Consider the following 18,774-nt stretch of genomic DNA (forward strand, 5'->3'; position numbering starts at 1 on the left):
GCTCATGATGGCGTGGTATCCGGATGCGGCGCCGGCTTGTGCTCGGGTGCCGGCATGACGACCGGCTTTTCGACCATCACGGGCGCATCAGGCTCGGCCTGCCCCGCCGGATCGGCCGCCGCGACCGGTTCGGCGGCGGCAACCGATTCCGCCTCCGACGACACCGGATGCTCGGCCATGATCCGCGCATTCTCCGCGGCCCAGCGCTTCTCCATTTCTTCCAGCTCCGCCTCGCGGACCATATTGTCGAAACCCTGGCGGAAGGAGCGCGCGACACCGCGCGCCTTGCCGACCCAATAGCCGACGACCCGCATCGCCTTTGGCAGGTCCTTGGGTCCGATCACCACCAGCGCCACGAAGGCGACCAGCAGGAATTCGGACGGCGCGATATCGAACATGTAACGCTGTCAGCGGATCGAGGGCGGCTTAACGGTCGTCGCGGACGCGCTCGCCGTCGCGATCGAACGCGGGCTCGGCGGCCTTTTGTGCTTCGATGCGCGGTGCCGGCTTGGCGGGGACGTCGTCGTCGTGTTCGGCCATGCCCTTCTTGAAGTTCTTCACACCCTTGGCGACATCGCCCATCAGGTTGGAGAATCGGCCGCCGCCGAGCAGCAGAATCGCGACGACGGCAAGAACGAGCAGATGGATCGGGCTGAAGCTGCCCATGGCGTATCTCCTAGAATGTCTTCTTATCTAATCGCTATCGGTGTCCTTTGCCACCTCCAAAGCTTCCTCGAGCGCAAGGTCGACGGGATCGAGCAGGCCGGCGGCGCGCAGGTCGTCGATCCCTGGCAGGTCACGACGGCTTTCGAGGCCGAAATGATCGAGAAAGCCCGGCGTCGTCGCATAGAGTAGCGGTCGGCCCGGCAGCTCGCGCCGCCCCGCCGGGCGCACCCACCCGGCCTCCATGAGCACGTCCAGCGTCCCCTTGGCGGTGGCGACGCCGCGGATCGCCTCGATCTCGGCGCGGGTGACGGGTTCGTGATAGGCGATGATCGCCAGCGTCTCGATGCCGGCGCGGCTCAGCCGGCGCACCTCCTCGCGATCGCGACGGAGCAGATGCGCGAGATCGGGCGCGGTCTCGAAATGCCAGCGCTCGCCGCGACGGACCAGAGCGATGCCGCGGCCGGCATAATCGCGTTCGAGCCGGGCGAGCACGGCGCGCACATCGACGTTGCCGACATAGGCGCGGATCGAATCGATGCCGAGCGGCTCGGCCGCGGCGAACAGCAGCGCCTCCACCGCGCGCATCGCGTCGTCGGGGGGCGTCATTGCAGCGCCCTGAGATACAGCGGCGCGAACGGCGCCGACTGGCGTAGCTCCACCCTGCCCTGTTTGGCGAGTTCGAGCGCGGCGAGAAAGGACGAGGCGAGCGCCGACTTGCGCAGCCGCCCCGATCCGTCGGGCAGGAAGCTCTCCAGCGTCGTCCAGTCGAGGTGCACGCCGATCAAGCGCGACACGCGCTCCAGCGCCGCTTCGAGCGTCATCACCTCGCGATCGGCGACGACGTGCATCACCGGGCGGGTGCGTGCGCTGACCCGGCCATAGGCCGCGATGAGGTCAAAGATCTCCGCCTGCCAGCGGGCGTGGCGGATCGTCCGCAGCCCCTCCGGCGCGCGCCGCAGGAAGACGTCACGGCCCAGCCGGTCGCGCGCCATCAGCCGCGCACCCGCCTCGCGCATCGCGGCGAGCCGTTCGAGCCGCAGTTGCAGGCGCAGCGCAAGTTCCTCGGGGTCGGGCTCCTGCTCCGGGTCGCGCGGCAGCAGCAGCGCCGACTTCAGATAGGCGAGCCATGCCGCCATCACGAGATAGTCGGCGGCGACCTCCAGTTGCAGCGTCTGGCGTTGCTGGATGTAGCGCAGATATTGCTCGACCAGCGCGAGGATCGACAGCTTGCGCAGGTCGACCTTCTGCGCGCGCGCCAGCGTCAGCAGCAGGTCGAGCGGCCCCTCCCACCCTTCCAGATCGAGCGTGAGCTGTTCGGGTTCGGCCATCAGACCAAAGCGAGAAACGCGTCGCGTTGCGCGATCAGCGCGTCGAAATCGCCCGTCGGTGCGCCGACGCTCGCCATCGCGCGGTCGAGGCGCGCGCGCGCAGCATTGCCGATCGCACCGAGCCTGCCGGCGATCTCGACCATCTCGTCCATCCGCGCCCAGCAATCGAGGACGAGGTCGCAGCCCGCGGCGATCGCGCCCGCGGCTTTCTCGCCCGCGGTGCCGGACAGCGCCTTCATGTCGATGTCGTCGGTCATCAGCAGCCCGTCGAAACCGATCGCGCCGCGGATCACCTGTTCGATCACGATCGGCGAGAGGGTCGCGGGGCGCTCGCGATCCCAGGCCTCGAAGACGATGTGCGAGGTCATTCCCATCGGCGCCTGCGCCAGCGTGCGGAAGGGTTCGAGATCGACTTCCAGCGCCGCGGCGTCGGCGGTGACGGTGGGGAGAAGATGATGGCTGTCGACCTGCGCGCGACCGTGGCCGGGCATATGCTTGACGACGCCGACGACGCCGCCGGCCGCCAGCCCCTCCAGCATCGCGCGGCCGAGCGCGGCGACCTGCATCGGCTCGGCGCCATAAGTGCGGCAGCTGATCGCCTCGGTGGTGTCGCGCTGCGCGATATCGATGATCGGAGCGCAATCGACGGTGATACCGACCTCGGCGAGCATCAGCCCGAGCGCCTGGCCGTTGGCGCGCATCGCCTGGATCGCCGACATCGGTGCGGTGTCGTAGAGTGCGGCGAAGGCGGGGCCGGCGGGAAAGGCGGGCCATTCGGGCGGCCCCATGCGGGCGACGCGACCGCCTTCCTGGTCGATCAGGATCGGCAGGTCGGTGCGGCCGGAAAGGTCGCGCAGCGCGTCGGTAAGCGCGCGGACCTGTTCCCGATCACGGATGTTGCGTTTGAATAGGATGTAGCCGGCGGGGTCCGCCTCGGCGAAGAAGGCACGTTCGTCGGGGGTGAGGGCGAGGCCGGCGATGCCGAAGATGACGGGCTTCATGCGGCACGGTTAGCGCGGGTGCGCGCAAGATGCGAGGGTTGGCCACCTAAGTCCTCCCCGGCGGCGCAAGACCGTTGTCGAAGGGGGCCGTGATGAGGTTCCTTCGGTTCGCCCGACAGATTCGTCACCCCGGACTTGTTCCGGGGTCCACCGGGCCGCAGGGGTATCGCTTCCGCCCCGAACCTTTCCCCTCGCCGCGGAGTGGACCCCGGAACCAGTCCGGGGTGACGGCGTGGATGGGCGAAGAGTGCTTCCCCCCCTCAGCTCGCGACGAAGCAGCTTTCGCCGGCGACGCGCAGGCGGCCGCAGATGTCCGCCGCCTGATTAGCGCTGCCGGCGTTGACGCGCAGGCGGTAAAGCGTGCGGCCGCCGGTGGCGACCGATTGCACCGACTTGCCGAGCGGAGCCAAATAGCTGAACCGCTTGGAGAAACCGTCCCACGCGCTGTTCGCCAGCGCCTCGCTGGGATAGGCGCCGAGCTGGACCAGCGAGCCGCTGGCGCCGGTCGCCGCCGGCTTGCGCTGGACGCTGACCGGCTCGGCGGCGACGAGCTTGCCGCTCGATGCCGGCACCTGCGCGACGGCGTTGCTGCCGCCGGGGCCGGCGGCCTTGGCGGTCGGCGGGACGCGATGACCGTCGATCGGCTTTTCCGGCACCGCGTTGAGATCGATCGAGCCATTGCCCGCCTTGCCCGCACTGGTCGCGATCGCGGCATCGCCCTCGCCCTTGACCTTGAGGCCACCGGGCTCGTCGGGCTTGACCTTATAGTCGCCGTCCTGCGCGGCGATGAGCTGGCCGTCGGCGGTCGCGCGGGTCTGCAGCTTGTAGATGCCGAAGATGATCAGCGCGAGCACGGCGAGGCCGACGACGACCAGCGCGATCGTCTTGCCGATCGGCGCGCCCTGTTCCTCATCGGGCTCGACGGTTTCGAGCCACGGCAGGCGGTCCTCGTCGCGCAGATCCAGTCCGTCCCCCATCACTTCATCTCCGAAACCGCGACCACACCCATGATGCTCAGCCCGTTACGGATAATCTGTGCGACCGCCGTCGCCAAGAACAGACGCGCCGCGGTGGCATCATGATCGTCGACCACCAGGAAGCGGCGGTCGGGCCGGTCGTTGCCGACATTCCACAGAGCGTGAAAGGCGGCAGCTAAGTCATACAGATAGAACGCAATTCTATGCGGTTCCCGCGCCGTCGCAGCGGTCTCGACGATGCGCGGGAATTGCGCGGCGAGCTTCACCAGTGCCAGCTCTTCCGTATCAAGCCGGGACAGATCGGCGGTGCGGGCCGCGATCCCCGCCTCCTCGGCGCGGCGGTGCAGCGAGGCGACGCGGGCGTGGGCGTATTGGACGTAGAAGACCGGATTGTCCTTCGACGCCTCGACCACCTTGGCGAAGTCGAAGTCCATCTGTGCGTCGGAGCGGCGCGTCAGCATCGTGAAGCGGACGACGTCCTTGCCGACCTCGCGCACCACGTCGGCGAGCGTGACGAAATTGCCGGCGCGCTTCGACATCTTGACCGGTTCGCCGCCGCGCAGCAGCCGCACCATCTGGACGAGCTTGACGTCGAAGCGCGTCTTGCCGCCGGTCAGCGCGGCGACCGCCGCCTGGATGCGCTTGACGGTACCGGCATGATCAGCGCCCCAGATATCGATGAGCTGGTCGGCCGACTGGCTCTTCTGGAAATGATAGGCGAGGTCGGCGCCGAAATAGGTCCACTGGCCGTTCGACTTCTTGATCGGCCGGTCCTGATCGTCGCCGAACTGCGTCGAGCGGAACAGCGGCAGCTCGACCGGCTCCCAATCCTCGGGCGTCTCGCCCTTCGGGGCTTCGAGCACGCCGTCGTAGACGAGGCCACGCGACCGCAGCTCCGCCTCGGCCGCCTCGGGCTTGCCCGCGGCCTGCAACTCGGCTTCCGACGAAAACAGGTCGTGGTGGATGCCGAGCAGCGCCAGATCCGCGCGGATCATCACCAGCATCGCCGCGACCGCGCGGGTGCGGAACAGCGCCAGCCATTCGCCTTCCGGCGCGCCGACGTAGCGGTCACCGAATTCCGCGGCGAGGTCCTTGCCGACGGGGACGAGATAGTCGCCCGGATACAGGCCCTCGGGGATCGCGATCGTCTCGCCGAGCGCCTCGCGGTAGCGCAGGTGCGCCGAGCGCGCGAGCACGTCGACCTGACCGCCCGCATCGTTGACGTAATATTCGCGGATGACCTTGTGGCCGGCGAATTCGAGCAAGGCGGCGAGCGCATCGCCGACCACCGCGCCGCGGCAATGGCCCATATGCATCGGACCGGTCGGATTTGCCGAGACATATTCGACGTTGACGCTGATCCCCTGCCCCTGCGTCGAACGGCCGTAATCGTCGCCGGCCGCCTGAATCTGCGCGAGTTCGTCGCGCCATGCGGCGTCGGTAAGGCGCAGGTTGATGAAGCCGGGGCCGGCGACGCTCGCCTCGGCGACCTCGTCCAGCTTCGCCAGTTCGGCGGCGAGCGCCTCGCCCAGCGCGCGCGGGTTGAGCTTGGCCGGCTTGGCGAGGACCATCGCGGCATTGGTGGCGAGGTCGCCGTGACTGGCGTCGCGCGGCGGCTCGACCGTCACGTTCTTGCGATCGAGATCGGCCGGCAACGTGCCGGCGGCAACGAGGGTATCGAGAGCCGCGGCGACATGCGCGGCGAAGCGGGTGTAAAGCGTCATGAGCGTCCGTTCGGCGAAAGTCCCCTGCTCTAGCTCACAAGCGGGGTGGGTTCAAATAGCTGCACTGCACCATGGCGTGTTGGACGACATGGACAAGATGGACACCTTAATGGAAACGATCTGGGGTGATCGTTTCCGTTTCTGCTCTGATCGACCGGCGCGCCACGTTCGATGGCGGGTCTAGCAGAGGAGGTGTCTGTAGGGCAGCCGAGCCCTCACACCCGCAGCAGTCCCTCGATCGCCGCCGTCTTCGCGCTCGCCGGGAATAGCGCGGCCATCGCGCGGGGCGGTTCGACCGCGAAATGGTCGGCGACCGCGCCGCCGATAAAGGCGTCGAGCGGCGTCGTCGGATTGAGGTCGCGTGCCTCGTAGAGGCTGGCCGGCGCGAGGCCGGGCCAGTCGGCGAGGACGCGGCCGCCGCGGACCGCGCCGCCGAACAGCATCGCCGCGGTGCCGGTGCCGTGGTCGGTGCCGCCGGTGCCGTTGATCGCGACGGTGCGGCCGAATTCGGTGGCGACGAGCACCAACGTGTCGTCCCATACCGGGCCGAGCCCCGTCTGAAGCGCGCCGAGCATCGCGTCGAGCCCCTTGAGCTGCGTCGCGAGGCGGCCGCGCTGGCCGGCGTGGGTGTCCCAGCCGCCGGTCTCGATCGTCGCGATCCGCGCGCCGTTCGCCGGCGCGAGCAGCCGCGCCGCCAGCGCACCGGTCGCCGCGGCGTTGCGGCCGTTGTCGCGGGTGAGGTCGCCGGTCAGCTGGCGGGTCTGCATCGCCTCGTTCCACAGGCCGTGCAGTTGCGCATCGCCTTGATAAAGCTGCGTTACCCGGGCGAGCAGGTCGTCCGACGCATCGGGCAGCGACGAGGGCGCGTAGCTCGCCACCTCGCGGCGGCCGCGCAACGCCATCGGCACAGTGGCGGCGATCGCGATCGCCTTGGCGTCGTCGGTGGGGACGACGCCGAGCAGGCGGTTCATCCAGCCGTCCTTGAGCTGATAGGCGCCGGTGCCGCCGGTCTCGAGCACGTTCTGGCCGTCGAAATGCGAGCGGTCGCGATAGGGCGAGGCGATCGCATGCGCGAACAGCGCCTGCCCCTTGCCGTAGAGCGCGGCGGCGTTGGCCATCGCCGGGTGGAGCGCGAACATCGCATCCAGCTTCGTCCCGGCGGTGAGATCGGCGGCGAGGTCGCCGCGCGCACCGACGAAGGCGGGATCGCCGGTCGCGCCGATCGTGCCGAGCCCGTCGGCGGCGCCACGCTGGATGATGAAGACGAAGCGTTTGGGCGTCGCCGCCCTGGCGAAGGCCATGCGCGGCGCGAAGCTGCCGAGCAGGCCGAGGCCGCCGGCGGCGAGGAAGGAGCGACGATCCATGATCTTACCTCCGCATCATTTCGGGCGAGACGAGCAGCAGCGCGAGCGCCTGCCCGGGGCTTTCGGCGCGGGCGAGCGCCTGCGTGGTGGCGGGCGAGACCGCGTCGGGGAACAGCCGCGGCGCGAGTGCGCGCGCGTCGATCGTCGCGCCCGAACGGGCGGCGAAGCGCTCCGCCGCCTCGACGCGGCGCATCACCGCATCGGGACCGGCCCAGCTCGGCGCGGTGTCGTCGTAACCGATGGGCTGGCCGGGCTTCCACAGCGGCTGGCCCAATTGGTTGAGCAGGCCCTGCACCGCCTGCGGCTTGACGTCGGCGAGGCCGAGCGCGCGATAGGTGGAGACGGTCCATTCCCACGGCGTCTTGAATTTGGCGGGCGCTGGCCGCCACGCCTCGGGCGAGGCGATCAGCGCGCGATAGACGGTGGGCAGGTCGCCGTTCGAGCGGCGGAACGCCGTCTCCAGCCGCGCGACCATCGCGGGCGGCGGCGCGTCGCCGGCGAAATGGCGGGCGAGCTTGGTGGCGACATGGCGCGCGGTCGCGGGGTGGACGGCGAAATCGGCGAGCGCGGCGCGAGCCTGATCCTCCTCGCCCGGCGGATAGGTCTTGCCGAGGATCGTGCGCGCGCCGGGCTGATGGATGTCGGGGACGAAGGCGAAGCTGCCCGGCGGCCGGTCGGCGACGAAGCGCGCGGCCGGGCCGCCGCCGATCACACCGACCGTCCAGCCGGTCATCGCGCGGGCGAATTCGGTGACGTCGGCCTGGGTATAGCCGGTGCGGACGCCGAGCGTGTGCAGCTCCATGATCTCGCGCGCCAGATTTTCGTTTAGCCCGATCCGGCGCTGGCCGCGCGCGGCGGCTTTGGCGCCGACCGGACTGTCGGGTCCGATCGACACCGCCTGATCGAGATACAGCAGCATCGCCGGATGGCGCTCGACCGCGAACAGCATGTCGGCGAAGCGGCCCATCACGTGCGGGCGAATCGCCTCCATCTCCAGCGTGCCCGACAGGCCGGTGAGTTCGAGCTTGTCGGCGGAGACGGCGAAGTGATTCGACCAGAACCAGACGAGCCGCTCGGCGAAGGGGGTCGGCGTGGCGATCGCGACCGCGGTGCGCGCGCCGACGAGGTCGACGTAATCCTGCTGCACGGCGCGCTGGGCGGTGTCGCGTGCCTGCTGCCTGGCGTCGCGTTGCGGGGCGGGCGGCGCGGCGGGCGGCACGATCGGCGGCGGGGGCGGCGCGAGGGCCGGAGTCGGCGCGGGAGTCGGGGCCGGAGTCGGGGCCGGCATCTGGCGAATCTGGCGTTGCGCCGCCTGATAGGCGGCAAGGTCGGCAGCGACCCTGGCGCTGGTCGGCACGGCGGCGATCGGGGCCGGGTTCGCTTGGTAGGCGGCGAGTTGCGCCGTCAGCCAGTTGCGCGGATCGGCCGGCGGCGACTCGTCCGCACGAGCCCCTAAACCGAACCTGTTCAATGCGATGGCAGCTTCCGACATCCGACGCTCCTCGCTCCCGGACGCGCAGGATAGGTCCGAAATGTCGCAGAACTATGCCGGCCTCATCGGCGCGATTGCACGCATGACAATCGGTCCGATATGGATTTGCATTCGGCAGCGATGCTGCATCGCAATATAAAGACCGCGACAAGGCGGGAGGGGACCTGATCGGGCTCGATGCACTTTGCGGGAGGCGATCATGCGCAAGACTGTTGCTATTCTGGCCGTCACGGCGGCCGCCCTCATCCCGACCAGCGCAATGGCGCGCGACGGCGAACGGACGTTCCAGCATGAGGGATCGACCTATGTCTATACGACGACCGACGCGTCGGCGGACCGCCACGTCATCCGCGGCCGCCGCTTTCCGGGCGGTGACAGATTCCGCTTCGTCGTGCACGGCAGCCGCGTGACCGGCGCCGCCAACGGCGTGCCGGTGTCGTTCCGCACCGCCGATGCACGCGGCGCGGTGAACCCGACGCGGCTGGCGTCGCGGTAAGGGCTTGTCGGGCTTGCCCTGCCGGCAACCCCGGATCGCTGCACAACCTTCGCGAAGGTTCGTCGCGCCAAGCAACCCGCGCAGTGTTCCTGCGAACGCAGGAACCCAGGGCCAAGCAGAGCAACGGCTGACGGCGTTCGGAACCCTGGGCTCCTGCGTTCGCAGGAGCACCGGTGGAGCGTTCCAGTGGTGTCGACTTGTTCCGGGAGGGACCGCATTTTCCGTGACCCGGTGGGGCACGGGATGTCGTGAGCGCGCGATGTCTGGCCCCCATCCCGCACGTCCGGCGCGCCCTTCCCTAAAACCCCTCGGGCAGCTCGATGGCGCCGACCAGGTCGCGATAGCGGGCGATGGCATAGCGGTCGGTCATGCCGGCGATGAAATCGGCGATGTGGCGGCTGCGGCCGGGTTCGTCGTGCGGCACGTTCTCGGCCCATTCGGCGGTCATCGCGGCGGGGTCGGCGCGATAGGCCGCGAACAGGCCGGTGACGATGCCGTGCGCGGTGTCGGCCGCTTCGAGCTGGCGCGGATGGTGGTAGAGATTGGCGTACATGAAGCGCTTGAGGTCGCGCTCCTCCTCGCGCATCGCCGGCGAGAAGCCGCAGAGCGCCTCCCCCGCCGCGCGCACGTCGTCGGCGCAGGTCACGCCCGACGCGGCGATGCGACGGCGCGTCTCCTCGATCAGGTCGTTGACCATCGTGCCGATCTGGCTGCGTACCAATTCGCTCGCCAGCCGTTTGGGCGCGACGTCGGGGAAGCGCGCACACGCCCCCTGCCAGCCGCGCGCGACGATCGGCACCGCGAGCAACTGGTCGAGCGTCAGCAGCCCGGCACGCAGCCCGTCGTCGATGTCGTGATTGTCATAGGCGATATCGTCGGCGATCGCCGCGACCTGCGCTTCGAGGCTGGCATGGCTGGTCAGATCGAGCGGGAATTGCGCATCCGCCTCGCGCAACGCCCAGCCGGGGTGGCGGACCGGACCGTTGTGCTTGGCGAGCCCCTCCAGCGTCTCCCAGGTCAGGTTGAGCCCGTTCCAGCGCGGATAGGGCCGCTCGATCAGCGTCAGCGCGCGCAACGTATGGCCGTTGTGATCGAAGCCGCCGGCATCGGCGAGCGCGATCTTGAGCGCATCCTCGCCGGCGTGGCCGAACGGCGGATGGCCGATGTCGTGCGCGAGGCACAGCGCCTCGGTAAGATCCTCGTTGAGGCCGAGCACGCGCGCGATGGTGCGGCCGATCTGCGCGACTTCGAGGCTGTGGGTCAGGCGGACGCGGAAATGGTCGCCATCGGGCGCCATGAACACCTGTGTCTTGTGGCGCAGGCGGCGGAAGCTGATCGAATGGATGATACGGTCGCGGTCGCGCTGGAAATCGTCGCGCGGGCCGCGCGTGGTCCCGGTCTGTTCCGCGTGACGGCGACCTTTGCTGCGCGCCGGGTCGGATGCCCAGGGCGCGCGTGCGCTCACTTGCTTTTGCCGGCCGACAGCCTGGTGACCGCCTGGCCGGCGTCGCTGGTGAAGGTGAAGGTCGACACGCCTTCCTTCTTGAGCTGGTTGACGAAGCTGCGCGCCTCGGCGTCGGTCTTGAACGGGCCGACGAGCACGCGGTTGGTGGCGCGCAGCGGCGTCGACCACGCGCTGCGGCTGCCGAACACCGTCGGCGCCTTCGCCTTTACCGCGGCATAGGCCTTGGGCAGATCGTTCTCGTTCGCGCCGCCGGCGACCTGCACCCAGATGCGTTCCGGATTGGCGCGGGCGAGGCGCTTTTCCTCGGCGGCGGCCTTCTTCTCTTCGGCGGCCTCCTTGGCGTCGGCGAGCTTCTTCGCATCGGCGAGCTTCTTGGCGGCGAGCACCTTTTTGTCGGTTGCGGCCTTGCGGTCGGCGGCGCGCTTCTCGGCGGCGGCCTGGATCGCGAGCGCCTTCTCCGCGGCGGCGTCGCGCGCTTCCTTGGCCTTCGCCTCGGCGATAACACGCGCGGCGGTATCGGCGGGCGGGATCGCGGCGAGCGGCACGGGTTTGACCGGCTCGGTCACGCCCAGTTCGGACGCCGGGATCGACAGGCCGGCGACGATGCGTGCGAGCACGCTGTCCGCCTCGGCGCGCGACGGCGGCGCGCTGTAATTGGCCGGCGGGGTGGCGGTCGCGGTAACCGCGGGCTGGCTCGGCGTCACCGTGGCGGGCGGATTGACCGGCGACGGCGCGACGGCGGTGAAGCCGGGCGTCGGCGCGGCGGTGGCGGGCGCCGCCGCGACGGGTTGCGCCGGTGTGGCGGTGAAGCCGGGTGCGGGCGCCGGGGTCGCGGCAGGCCGCGTCGATCCCGTCGCGCCGAAGGTGGGCGTTGGCGTTGGCGTTGGCGTCGGGACGCTCGTGGCGGGTACCGACGGGCGCGGCTGCACGGATGCGAGTTGTACGGGCGCGGCTTGCGTCACCGTCGGGCTAGTCGTCCGGACCGGCGGCACTGCGGGTGCGGTCACCGGGGCGGGTGTCGGCGCCGGGGTCGGTGTCGGCGTGGGCATCGACGTCGGCGTGCTCGCCAGCGTCACCGGCGCGCCCTGTGGCTGCGACGGCAGCGGCTGGACGCGGGCAAGCGCCGCGGTCGCCTGCTGATAGGTCGGCGCGGGCGTCGGCGTCCGGGTGACGGCGGACGGCTGTGCCGCCACGCTTCGCGTGGTCGACGCGAGCGCGACGCCATCGCGGTTGCCGCGCCGGCGCCGGTCCTTCTTGCCGGGCTGTTCGACGAGCTGCACCGCGGCGAGCGCGACCGGCGCCGGCTCGGGCGCGAGCTGCGGCAGGATCGGCGCGAGGCGCGAATCGGCGAGCCGTTCCGGCGTGGTGTGGACCTCACCGAAATGCACCGCGAACGCCCGGTCGGCGGCGGGCAGCGCGGGCAACCGGCGGAAGAACGGGATCAGGCCCTGCGCCATGCCGGGCGGCAGCATGGTGGTCGCGATCTTCTCGGCGCCGGCCTGATCGCCGCCCATCGCGAGGATGAAGGCACGGATGCGCCAGGCGCTGCGATCGGTCTTGCGGAGCAGCGGGTCGAGCTGTTCGAGCGCCTGTTCCCGCTTGCCCGAGATACCGAGCGACAACGCGTAGCGGCGGACGATCTCGTCGTCGGGATCGGTCTTGAGCGCGAGGCGATAGTCGCGCTGGGCGCGCTCCTGCTGGCCGATCAGGTCATAGGCGAGCCCGCGATCGCCGGCGAAGCGACGCACGTCGGCGCCGGCGGCCTCGGCCTGCGAGAAATAGCGCAGCGCCTCGCCGGGGCGCTCGGAGCGGACCAGAATGGCGCCCTCGCCCGCCTTGATGCGCGGATCGCCCGCCGATACCTTTTCGGCACGCGCGTAGAGCGAGGCGGCACCGCTGAGATCGCCGAGCGACAGCGACAGGTCGGCGGCGGCGATCAGCGCGTTGAGGTCGCGCGGATTGGACGCGAGCGCGCGCATCTGTTCGGCGAGCCGGTCGGCGTCGGTGGTGCCGGGCAGCGCCTGCACCACCTCCTGCGCGAACAAGGCGGCAGGCGCGGTCGCCAACAGGAGCGCGGCGGGCGCCAGAAAGGGGGACAACGAAAATCGCATGAGATCGCGGCGACTAGAGCCGAGCGCTCCTGAACCGGCAATGTCCGATGACGGGCCGCGCGGCGAACGGAGGCTGAACGGCGACGAACATCGGTGGGGGAAGCTCGGATGGGAGAAAACTATATTCCTCCCCGCCAGGGGGAGGTGGCAGTGCGAAGCGCTGACGGAGGGGGAGGATACGGCGAACGTGGTCGTATGCGGGCACGCCCCCTCCACCACCCGGCTGCGCCGGGCGGTCCCCCTCCCCCGCTGAAGCGAGGGAGGAAATTAGCGTTACTGGTTGTTCTGGCGGTGGAGGAAGCGCGGGATGTCGATCGGGTCCTTGCCGTCTTCGGGCGCCTCGTCGCGCGCCGGGCCGCGCGCGGCGTTGGACATGCGCTCGAACAACGTGCCGCCGAGCTTGACGCGCGGCTGCGGTGCGGCGTCGGGCGCGGCGGCCTCGCTGCCCGGTGCGATCCACGGGCGGCGACCGGCCGCAGCGTCCGGCGCCGGCGCCGGCGTGCGCGCCGGTGCGGCATAGGATTCCTCACCATACGCGCGCGGCTGCGGCTGCGGCTGCGGCGCGGCGGGAACGATCGTCTCGGCGCCGAGCACCAGTTCGTCGTCGCTCGCGGCGGGCCGCGCGTCCGGCTTCACCGCATCGGTGGGCTGGAGATCGAGCGGTGCGGGCGGCGCGGCGGGTGCAGGCGCTGCGGCCGGCGCAGGCGCGGGCTCGGACGTCGTCGCGCCGGTCGGGCGGAACGAGGTGCTGTCGTCGGTCTTGCGGCCCATGCCGAAGCTGAACGACTTGGCGGCCTCCGGCGCAGGTGCGGCGGCGCCGGGCTTGGCGTCCGAATCGATGCCGGTGGCGACCACCGACACGCGGATGCGGCCTTCCAGCTCGGGATTGAACGCCGAGCCCCAGATGATGTTGGCATCCGGATCGACCAGGTCGCGGATGTGATTCGCGGCTTCGTCGACCTCGAGCAGGCGCATGTCGTCGCCGCCGGTGATCGAGATGATGACGCCCTTGGCGCCCTGCATCGACACGCCGTCGAGCAGCGGATTGGCGATCGCCTTCTGCGCCGCCTCGAGCGCGCGATTGTCGCCCGACGCCTCGCCGGTGCCCATCATCGCCTTGCCCATCTCCTGCATCACCGAACGGACGTCGGCGAAGTCGAGGTTGATGAGGCCGGGCATGACCATCAGGTCGGTGATGCCGCGCACGCCCTGCTGAAGAACCTCGTCCGCCATCTCGAACGCTTCCTTGAACGTCGTATTGGCGTTTGCGATCAGGAACAGGTTCTGGTTGGGGATGACGATCAGCGTATCGACATACTTCTGCAGTTCCTCGATGCCGCCGTCGGCGCTCTTGGCGCGACGGTTGCCCTCGAAGCTGAACGGCTTGGTCACCACGCCGACGGTGAGGATCCCCATGTCGCGCGCCGCCTTGGCAATCACCGGCGCCGCACCGGTGCCGGTGCCGCCACCCATGCCGGCGGCGATGAAGCACATGTGTGCGCCTTCCAGCCGCTTGGCGAGATCGTCGATCGTCTCTTCCGCCGCGGCGCGGCCGATCTCGGGACGCGAACCGGCACCGAGGCCTTGGGTGATCTTGGCACCGAGCTGGATGCGATGCGGCGCGATCGACGACTTGAGCGCCTGCGCATCGGTATTGGCGACGAGGAAGTCGACGCCCTGCACGTCGGCGCGCATCATGTTGGCGATGGCGTTGCCGCCGGCACCGCCGACACCGATCACGGCGATGCGGGGGGTCAGTTCGTCGACCTCGGGAGTGATGAATTCGATGCTCATGACGTAACTTTCTCCGCCCCATCCGGGTAAACGCGCCGGGACACTGATTTAACCTTTTGCCTCAACGACTCATGCGGTGCCACAGAAAACGCGCAATCGTCGTCATCGGCCCTCAATAATTCGCGCGCGCGGCCTGGATCAGCTTGCGCATCATGCCCATGCCACGCTGCCGATGAACCGTGGTTTGCTGCGGCGCGACCCCGCGCAGGTCGATCGGATCGGCCGCGGCGTAGAACGCGAGCCCCGCCAGCGTCGCGAACGCCGGCCCGCCATGCGCCTCCGGCAGAGCAGTCAGCCCGCGCGGCCGACCGATGCGCACCGAGCGGCCGAGCGCCTGCTGCGCGTAATCGGCGATGCCCTTCAATTCCGCGCCGCCGCCGGTGAGCACAACCTGCCGCCCCACCGGCCCCTCGAACTTGAGCTGGGCGAGCGACTTGCGGATCTCGTCCATCTGATGCTCCAGCCGCTGGCGGACGATGCCAATAAGCTGCGCCTTGGTGATCTGCATGCCGCCATGGACGTCGTCCTCGGCGGCGATCGGCATCACCGGGATCATTTCGTGATTGTCGCGGGGGCTCGCGTTGGCCGAACCGTGGAAGCATTTCATCCGCTCCGCCTGCGCGCGGCGGGTGCCGAAGGCGCTGGCGATATCGTCGGTGATATCCTGCCCGCCCATCGGGATCGAGCACAGGCCGACGAGCATGCCGCCGGCGAACAGCGAGACGTTGGTGATCCCCGCCCCCAGCTCCACGAGCGCGACGCCCAGTTCGCGCTCCTCGTCGGACAGACAGGCGAGCCCGGTCGCGACCGGTGCGGCGATAATCGACTTGACCTCGAGATGCGCCGAGCGGACGCACAGGTCGAGGTTGCGCACCGGCGAGCCGTCGGCGGCGACGACATGGATATGCACGCCGAGCCGGTCGGCATGCAGGCCGAGCGGCTTCTTGACGCCGGTCAGCCCGTCGAGCGTGTAGAGCGCGGGCTGGGCGTGGAGCACCATCCGCCCCTGCGGATCGATCGAATTGCGCCCCGCGGCGAGCAGGGCGTCGATATCCTGCTGTTCGACGCGATGGCCGCCCAGTTCGAACTCGACCTCGGCGACGTCGCTGACGAGGCCGCCGGCGGAGAATCCGACCCAGACGTTCTCGATGTTGATGCCGGCGATCCGCTCCGCCTGTTCGACCGCCTCGCGCACCGCCGCCTCGGTCGCCGCCATGTCGGCGATATAGCCGCGCTTGACGCCGCGGCTTTCGCGCTGGCCGGTGCCGAGCACGATCAGCTCGCCGCCGTCGCCCTTCTGCGCGATCATCGCCGAGACCTTCGACGACCCGATATCGAGCGCCGTGATCAATCCTTCCGGTGCAACCTTCGCCATCAGCCCTCAGCCCCCGCTCGCATGTTGGTCGTATCGGTCGACGGTGTCGCCACCTCGCTCGGGTCCGGCACGTTATGCGCCATGCTCGCACCCGGCTTGCGCGCGACCAATTTGCTCGGATCGCGCATGTCGAAACGGATCCAGCCGCGCCCGAGCAGCGGCCGTGCGCCATCGAGTTCGGCGAATTTCAGCAGCGCCGCGGGCGCACCGTCCTCGGGCAGCGCCAGCGTCTCGCCGCTGTCGAAGGTCAGGTCCCAGCGGCGGTTGCCGATCCAGGTGGCCGCCTTGACGCGTGGTTTCAGCGCGGGCGCGGCGGCCAGCAACGCCTGATAGCCCGCCTCCTGCCGGTCGGCGCCGGGGCCGATGATCAAAGGCAGATCGGGGATCGCATCGGGCCGGACGGGTTCGAGCAGCACGCCGTCCTTGTCGATCAGGGTGAGCTGGCCATTGTCCTGCCACACCGCCGCCGGGCTGCGCTCGACGATATCGACCAGCAGCGTGTCGGGCAGCCGGCGCGAGACGTGCGCGTCGGCGATCCAGCCGTAGCGGAGCAGCTTCTGGCGCACCGCCTCCAAATCGACGAGCGGCATCGCGCGGCTCTGCTGGTCGAGCGCGACCGCATAGACGCTCATCCGGTCCATCCGCTTGAGCCCGGTCACCTCGATCTGCTCGACGCGGAAGCCCGCCTGCCCCGCGCCTTCGGCGATGGCGGCGCCGATCATGCCGGGGATGCCGATCCACGTCACCGCGGCGAGCGCCAGCGCGATGCCGCCGCCGGTGATCGTCCAGGTCGCGGCCTTGCGGATCGTCTCCTCGCTGACCGGCACCGCGGAGACCGCGCGCTCGAACAGCGACACCTTGCGCACCGGCTGCCGGCGCCGCCCGGTCGGCCGCTTGGGCGGCGGCCCGCGCTTGATCGTCCGGCTCATCCCCGGTGATCCTTCGCGGGCCGGCCGTTGAACGCCGGGTCGCGCAGCGCCTCGTCGACGATCGCCTGGACCAGCTCGGCATAGCTCATGCCGATATGGCGCGCCTGTTCGGGAACGAGGCTCAAGGGCGTCATGCCGGGCTGGGTGTTGACCTCGAGCAGGAACAGGCCGTCGACGCCGCGCTCGTCGTCCCAGCGGAAGTCGGAGCGCGATGCGCCCTTGCAGCCGAGCAGGCGATGCGCCTCGAGCGCGAGGCTCTTGCAGGCGTCGGCGATCTGGTCGGGGATGTCCGCCGGGCAGACGTGTTCGGTGAGCCCGTCGGTATATTTGGCGTCGAAGTCGTACCAGCCGTTCTTGGGCTTCAGCTCGGTGACGCCGAGCGCGCGCTCACCGAGCACCGCGGTGGTCAGCTCGCGGCCGCAGACATAGGGCTCGGCGAGCAGTTCCTCGAACCTCTGCCACGGTCCCTCGACGTCGCGGCCGATCGGATTGCCATAATTGCCGTCGTCGGTGACGATCGCGACGCCGACCGACGAGCCCTCGTTGATCGGCTTGAGCACATAGGGGCGCTGGAGCGGGTCGCGCTCGTGGATCTCGGCGGATTTGACGATGCGGCCGCCGGGCATCGGCACGCCGGCGGGGACGAGCACCTGTTTGGTCAGCACCTTGTCGATCGCTATGACCGAGGTGGCGAGGCCCGAATGCGTATAGGGGATGCCCATCAGGTCGAGCATCCCCTGCACGCTGCCGTCCTCGCCCGGCGAGCCGTGCAGCGCGTTGAAGACGAGATCGGGCCTGGCCTCCGCAAGGCGCGCGGCGACGTCGTGGTCCATGTCGATCCGGGTGACGCGATGGCCGAGCGATTCGAGCGCGTCGGCGCAGCCGTTGCCGGATTGCAGCGATACCGGGCGTTCGGCGGACCAGCCGCCCATGAGAACTGCGATGTGCATGGCCGACATCAAATCCTCCCCCGCCATGACCATTTGCATGGGGCAATGCCCTTCCCCGCACGCACCGTCACCCCGGACTCGTTCCGGGGTCCACTCCGCGGCGAGGAGCGGGGCTTGAGGCGAGACCATTCGCATGTGGCCCGGTGGACCCCGGAACGAGTCCGGGGTGACGAACCTTTCGAAGGAACCGACCGGGCCCCATGAACCAACGCCATCACTTGGCCACCCCGACCCGCTGGATTTCCCATTCCAATGTCACGCCAGACTGCGCCTTCACCTTGTCGCGTACCTCTTCGCCCAGCGCCTCGATCTCCGCCGAGGTGGCCGAACCGAGGTTGAGCAGGAAATTACAATGTTTCTCCGACACCTGGGCGTCGCCGCGGGTCAGGCCGCGGCAGCCGGCGGCGTCGATCAGCGCCCAGGCCTTGTGGCCGGCGGGGTTCTTGAAGGTCGAGCCGCCGGTCTTCGAGCGCAGCGGCTGCGACGCCTCGCGCTCGGCGGCGATCCGGTCCATCTCCGCGCCGATCGCGGCGGGCTCGGCGGCATGGCCGCGGAAGGTCGCCGCGATCACCACCGCGCCCGCGGGCAGCGCGCTGTGGCGATAGGTATAGCCGAGGTCCGCGACGGCGAGCCTCCGGCGCTCGCCCGAGCGCAGCACGACGTCGCACTCGACCAGCACGTCCTTGACCTCGCGGCCATAGGCGCCGCCGTTCATCCGCACGAAGCCGCCGACCGTGCCGGGGATCGAGCGCAGGAATTCGACCCCGCCGATCCCCGCATCGCGCGCGGTCGAGGAGACGAGGATGCCGCTCGCGCCGCCGCCGCAGCGCAAGGTCGTCGCATCGATCCGCTCGACCTGCGCGAACGCCTTGCCGAGGCGCACCACCACGCCGGGGACGCCGCCGTCGCGGACGATCAGGTTCGAGCCGAGGCCGAGCGCCATCACCGGCACCGCCGGGTCGAGATCGCGGAGGAAATCCGCGAGATCGTCGGCGTCTTTGGGTTCGAACAGCCATTGCGCGGTGCCGCCCGACTTGAACCAGACGAGCGGCGCCAGCGGCGCGCCCTCGGTCAGGCGCCCACGCACGGCCGGCAGATCGAT

General features: G+C 69.9%; 17 protein-coding genes. 1 reads left to right on the forward strand and 16 read right to left on the reverse strand.

Annotation, left to right across the window (positions count from 1 at the left end):
- Positions 1–2: 2 nt before the first annotated feature.
- The 9 genes from tatB to AC07U4_RS17515 form a co-directional block, all read right to left on the reverse strand.
- Positions 3–398: a Sec-independent protein translocase protein TatB gene (gene tatB, locus AC07U4_RS17475; RefSeq protein WP_495180901.1), complete on the reverse strand. Its 396-nt coding sequence runs from the start codon at positions 396–398 to the stop codon at positions 3–5.
- Positions 399–426: 28 nt separating this feature from the next.
- Positions 427–666: a twin-arginine translocase TatA/TatE family subunit gene (locus AC07U4_RS17480; RefSeq protein ID WP_038662123.1), complete on the reverse strand. Its 240-nt coding sequence runs from the start codon at positions 664–666 to the stop codon at positions 427–429.
- 27 nt (positions 667–693) lie between these two features.
- Positions 694–1,272: an SMC-Scp complex subunit ScpB gene (gene scpB, locus AC07U4_RS17485; RefSeq protein ID WP_495196291.1), complete on the reverse strand. Its 579-nt coding sequence runs from the start codon at positions 1,270–1,272 to the stop codon at positions 694–696.
- Positions 1,269–1,994, reverse strand: coding sequence for a segregation and condensation protein A (locus tag AC07U4_RS17490; protein ID WP_495196292.1), 726 nt, complete (start codon positions 1,992–1,994; stop codon positions 1,269–1,271). Before AC07U4_RS17490 ends, scpB begins: the two co-directional genes overlap by 4 nt.
- Positions 1,994–2,995: a beta-N-acetylhexosaminidase gene (gene nagZ / locus AC07U4_RS17495; RefSeq protein ID WP_495196293.1), complete on the reverse strand. Its 1,002-nt coding sequence runs from the start codon at positions 2,993–2,995 to the stop codon at positions 1,994–1,996. The genes AC07U4_RS17490 and nagZ overlap by 1 nt, the downstream gene beginning before the upstream one ends.
- A 260-nt stretch (positions 2,996–3,255) precedes the next feature.
- Positions 3,256–3,972: an SPOR domain-containing protein gene (locus AC07U4_RS17500; RefSeq protein WP_495196294.1), complete on the reverse strand. Its 717-nt coding sequence runs from the start codon at positions 3,970–3,972 to the stop codon at positions 3,256–3,258.
- Positions 3,972–5,696, reverse strand: coding sequence for an arginine--tRNA ligase (gene argS / locus AC07U4_RS17505; protein ID WP_495196295.1), 1,725 nt, complete (start codon positions 5,694–5,696; stop codon positions 3,972–3,974). Before argS ends, AC07U4_RS17500 begins: the two co-directional genes overlap by 1 nt.
- Positions 5,697–5,911: 215 nt before the next feature.
- A complete protein-coding gene (locus AC07U4_RS17510; protein ID WP_495196296.1) occupies positions 5,912–7,060 on the reverse strand; it encodes a DUF1501 domain-containing protein in 1,149 nt (382 codons plus the stop codon).
- Positions 7,061–7,064: 4 nt separating this feature from the next.
- Positions 7,065–8,552, reverse strand: a complete 1,488-nt coding sequence (locus AC07U4_RS17515) for a DUF1800 domain-containing protein (protein WP_495196297.1) — start codon at positions 8,550–8,552, stop codon at positions 7,065–7,067.
- A gap of 199 nt (positions 8,553–8,751) precedes the next feature.
- Here AC07U4_RS17515 and AC07U4_RS17520 point away from each other — a divergent pair, with 199 nt between their 5' ends.
- Positions 8,752–9,048, forward strand: coding sequence for a hypothetical protein (locus AC07U4_RS17520; RefSeq protein WP_137899173.1), 297 nt, complete (start codon positions 8,752–8,754; stop codon positions 9,046–9,048).
- A 298-nt stretch (positions 9,049–9,346) separates the two neighbouring features.
- Here the strand turns inward: AC07U4_RS17520 and AC07U4_RS17525 are convergent, their stop codons facing one another.
- The 7 genes from AC07U4_RS17525 to murB form a co-directional block, all read right to left on the reverse strand.
- Positions 9,347–10,513: a deoxyguanosinetriphosphate triphosphohydrolase gene (locus AC07U4_RS17525; protein WP_495196298.1), complete on the reverse strand. Its 1,167-nt coding sequence runs from the start codon at positions 10,511–10,513 to the stop codon at positions 9,347–9,349.
- Entirely contained in the window at positions 10,510–12,612 is a 2,103-nt protein-coding gene (locus tag AC07U4_RS17530; RefSeq protein WP_495196299.1) for a tetratricopeptide repeat protein, read from the reverse strand. The genes AC07U4_RS17525 and AC07U4_RS17530 overlap by 4 nt, the downstream gene beginning before the upstream one ends.
- Positions 12,613–12,897: 285 nt before the next feature.
- On the reverse strand, positions 12,898–14,418 hold the full coding sequence (gene ftsZ, locus AC07U4_RS17535) for a cell division protein FtsZ (RefSeq protein ID WP_495196300.1): 1,521 nt from the start codon (positions 14,416–14,418) through the stop codon (positions 12,898–12,900).
- Positions 14,419–14,530: 112 nt separating this feature from the next.
- Positions 14,531–15,793, reverse strand: coding sequence for a cell division protein FtsA (gene ftsA / locus AC07U4_RS17540; protein WP_038662151.1), 1,263 nt, complete (start codon positions 15,791–15,793; stop codon positions 14,531–14,533).
- Positions 15,793–16,722 (reverse strand): cell division protein FtsQ/DivIB, encoded by a 930-nt coding sequence (locus tag AC07U4_RS17545; RefSeq protein WP_495196301.1) that lies wholly within the window; start codon positions 16,720–16,722, stop codon positions 15,793–15,795. The genes ftsA and AC07U4_RS17545 overlap by 1 nt, the downstream gene beginning before the upstream one ends.
- On the reverse strand, positions 16,719–17,672 hold the full coding sequence (locus AC07U4_RS17550) for a D-alanine--D-alanine ligase (protein ID WP_495196302.1): 954 nt from the start codon (positions 17,670–17,672) through the stop codon (positions 16,719–16,721). Before AC07U4_RS17550 ends, AC07U4_RS17545 begins: the two co-directional genes overlap by 4 nt.
- Positions 17,673–17,886: 214 nt before the next feature.
- On the reverse strand, positions 17,887–18,768 hold the full coding sequence (murB, locus tag AC07U4_RS17555) for a UDP-N-acetylmuramate dehydrogenase (RefSeq protein WP_495196374.1): 882 nt from the start codon (positions 18,766–18,768) through the stop codon (positions 17,887–17,889).
- Positions 18,769–18,774 lie beyond the last annotated feature (6 nt).

Source organism: Sphingomonas sp. GW821-FHT02B09 (genome assembly GCF_059421875.1).

Coding starts and splice junctions, on each gene's coding strand:
- tatB (WP_495180901.1), bottom strand. CDS start 398: ATGTTCGATATCGCGCCGTCCGAATTCCTGCTGGTCGCCTTCGTGGCG.
- AC07U4_RS17480 (WP_038662123.1), bottom strand. CDS start 666: ATGGGCAGCTTCAGCCCGATCCATCTGCTCGTTCTTGCCGTCGTCGCG.
- scpB (WP_495196291.1), bottom strand. CDS start 1,272: ATGACGCCCCCCGACGACGCGATGCGCGCGGTGGAGGCGCTGCTGTTC.
- AC07U4_RS17490 (WP_495196292.1), bottom strand. CDS start 1,994: ATGGCCGAACCCGAACAGCTCACGCTCGATCTGGAAGGGTGGGAGGGG.
- nagZ (WP_495196293.1), bottom strand. CDS start 2,995: ATGAAGCCCGTCATCTTCGGCATCGCCGGCCTCGCCCTCACCCCCGAC.
- AC07U4_RS17500 (WP_495196294.1), bottom strand. CDS start 3,972: ATGGGGGACGGACTGGATCTGCGCGACGAGGACCGCCTGCCGTGGCTC.
- argS (WP_495196295.1), bottom strand. CDS start 5,696: ATGACGCTTTACACCCGCTTCGCCGCGCATGTCGCCGCGGCTCTCGAT.
- AC07U4_RS17510 (WP_495196296.1), bottom strand. CDS start 7,060: ATGGATCGTCGCTCCTTCCTCGCCGCCGGCGGCCTCGGCCTGCTCGGC.
- AC07U4_RS17515 (WP_495196297.1), bottom strand. CDS start 8,552: ATGTCGGAAGCTGCCATCGCATTGAACAGGTTCGGTTTAGGGGCTCGT.
- AC07U4_RS17520 (WP_137899173.1), top strand. CDS start 8,752: ATGCGCAAGACTGTTGCTATTCTGGCCGTCACGGCGGCCGCCCTCATC.
- ftsZ (WP_495196300.1), bottom strand. CDS start 14,418: ATGAGCATCGAATTCATCACTCCCGAGGTCGACGAACTGACCCCCCGC.
- ftsA (WP_038662151.1), bottom strand. CDS start 15,793: ATGGCGAAGGTTGCACCGGAAGGATTGATCACGGCGCTCGATATCGGG.
- AC07U4_RS17545 (WP_495196301.1), bottom strand. CDS start 16,722: ATGAGCCGGACGATCAAGCGCGGGCCGCCGCCCAAGCGGCCGACCGGG.
- AC07U4_RS17550 (WP_495196302.1), bottom strand. CDS start 17,672: ATGCACATCGCAGTTCTCATGGGCGGCTGGTCCGCCGAACGCCCGGTA.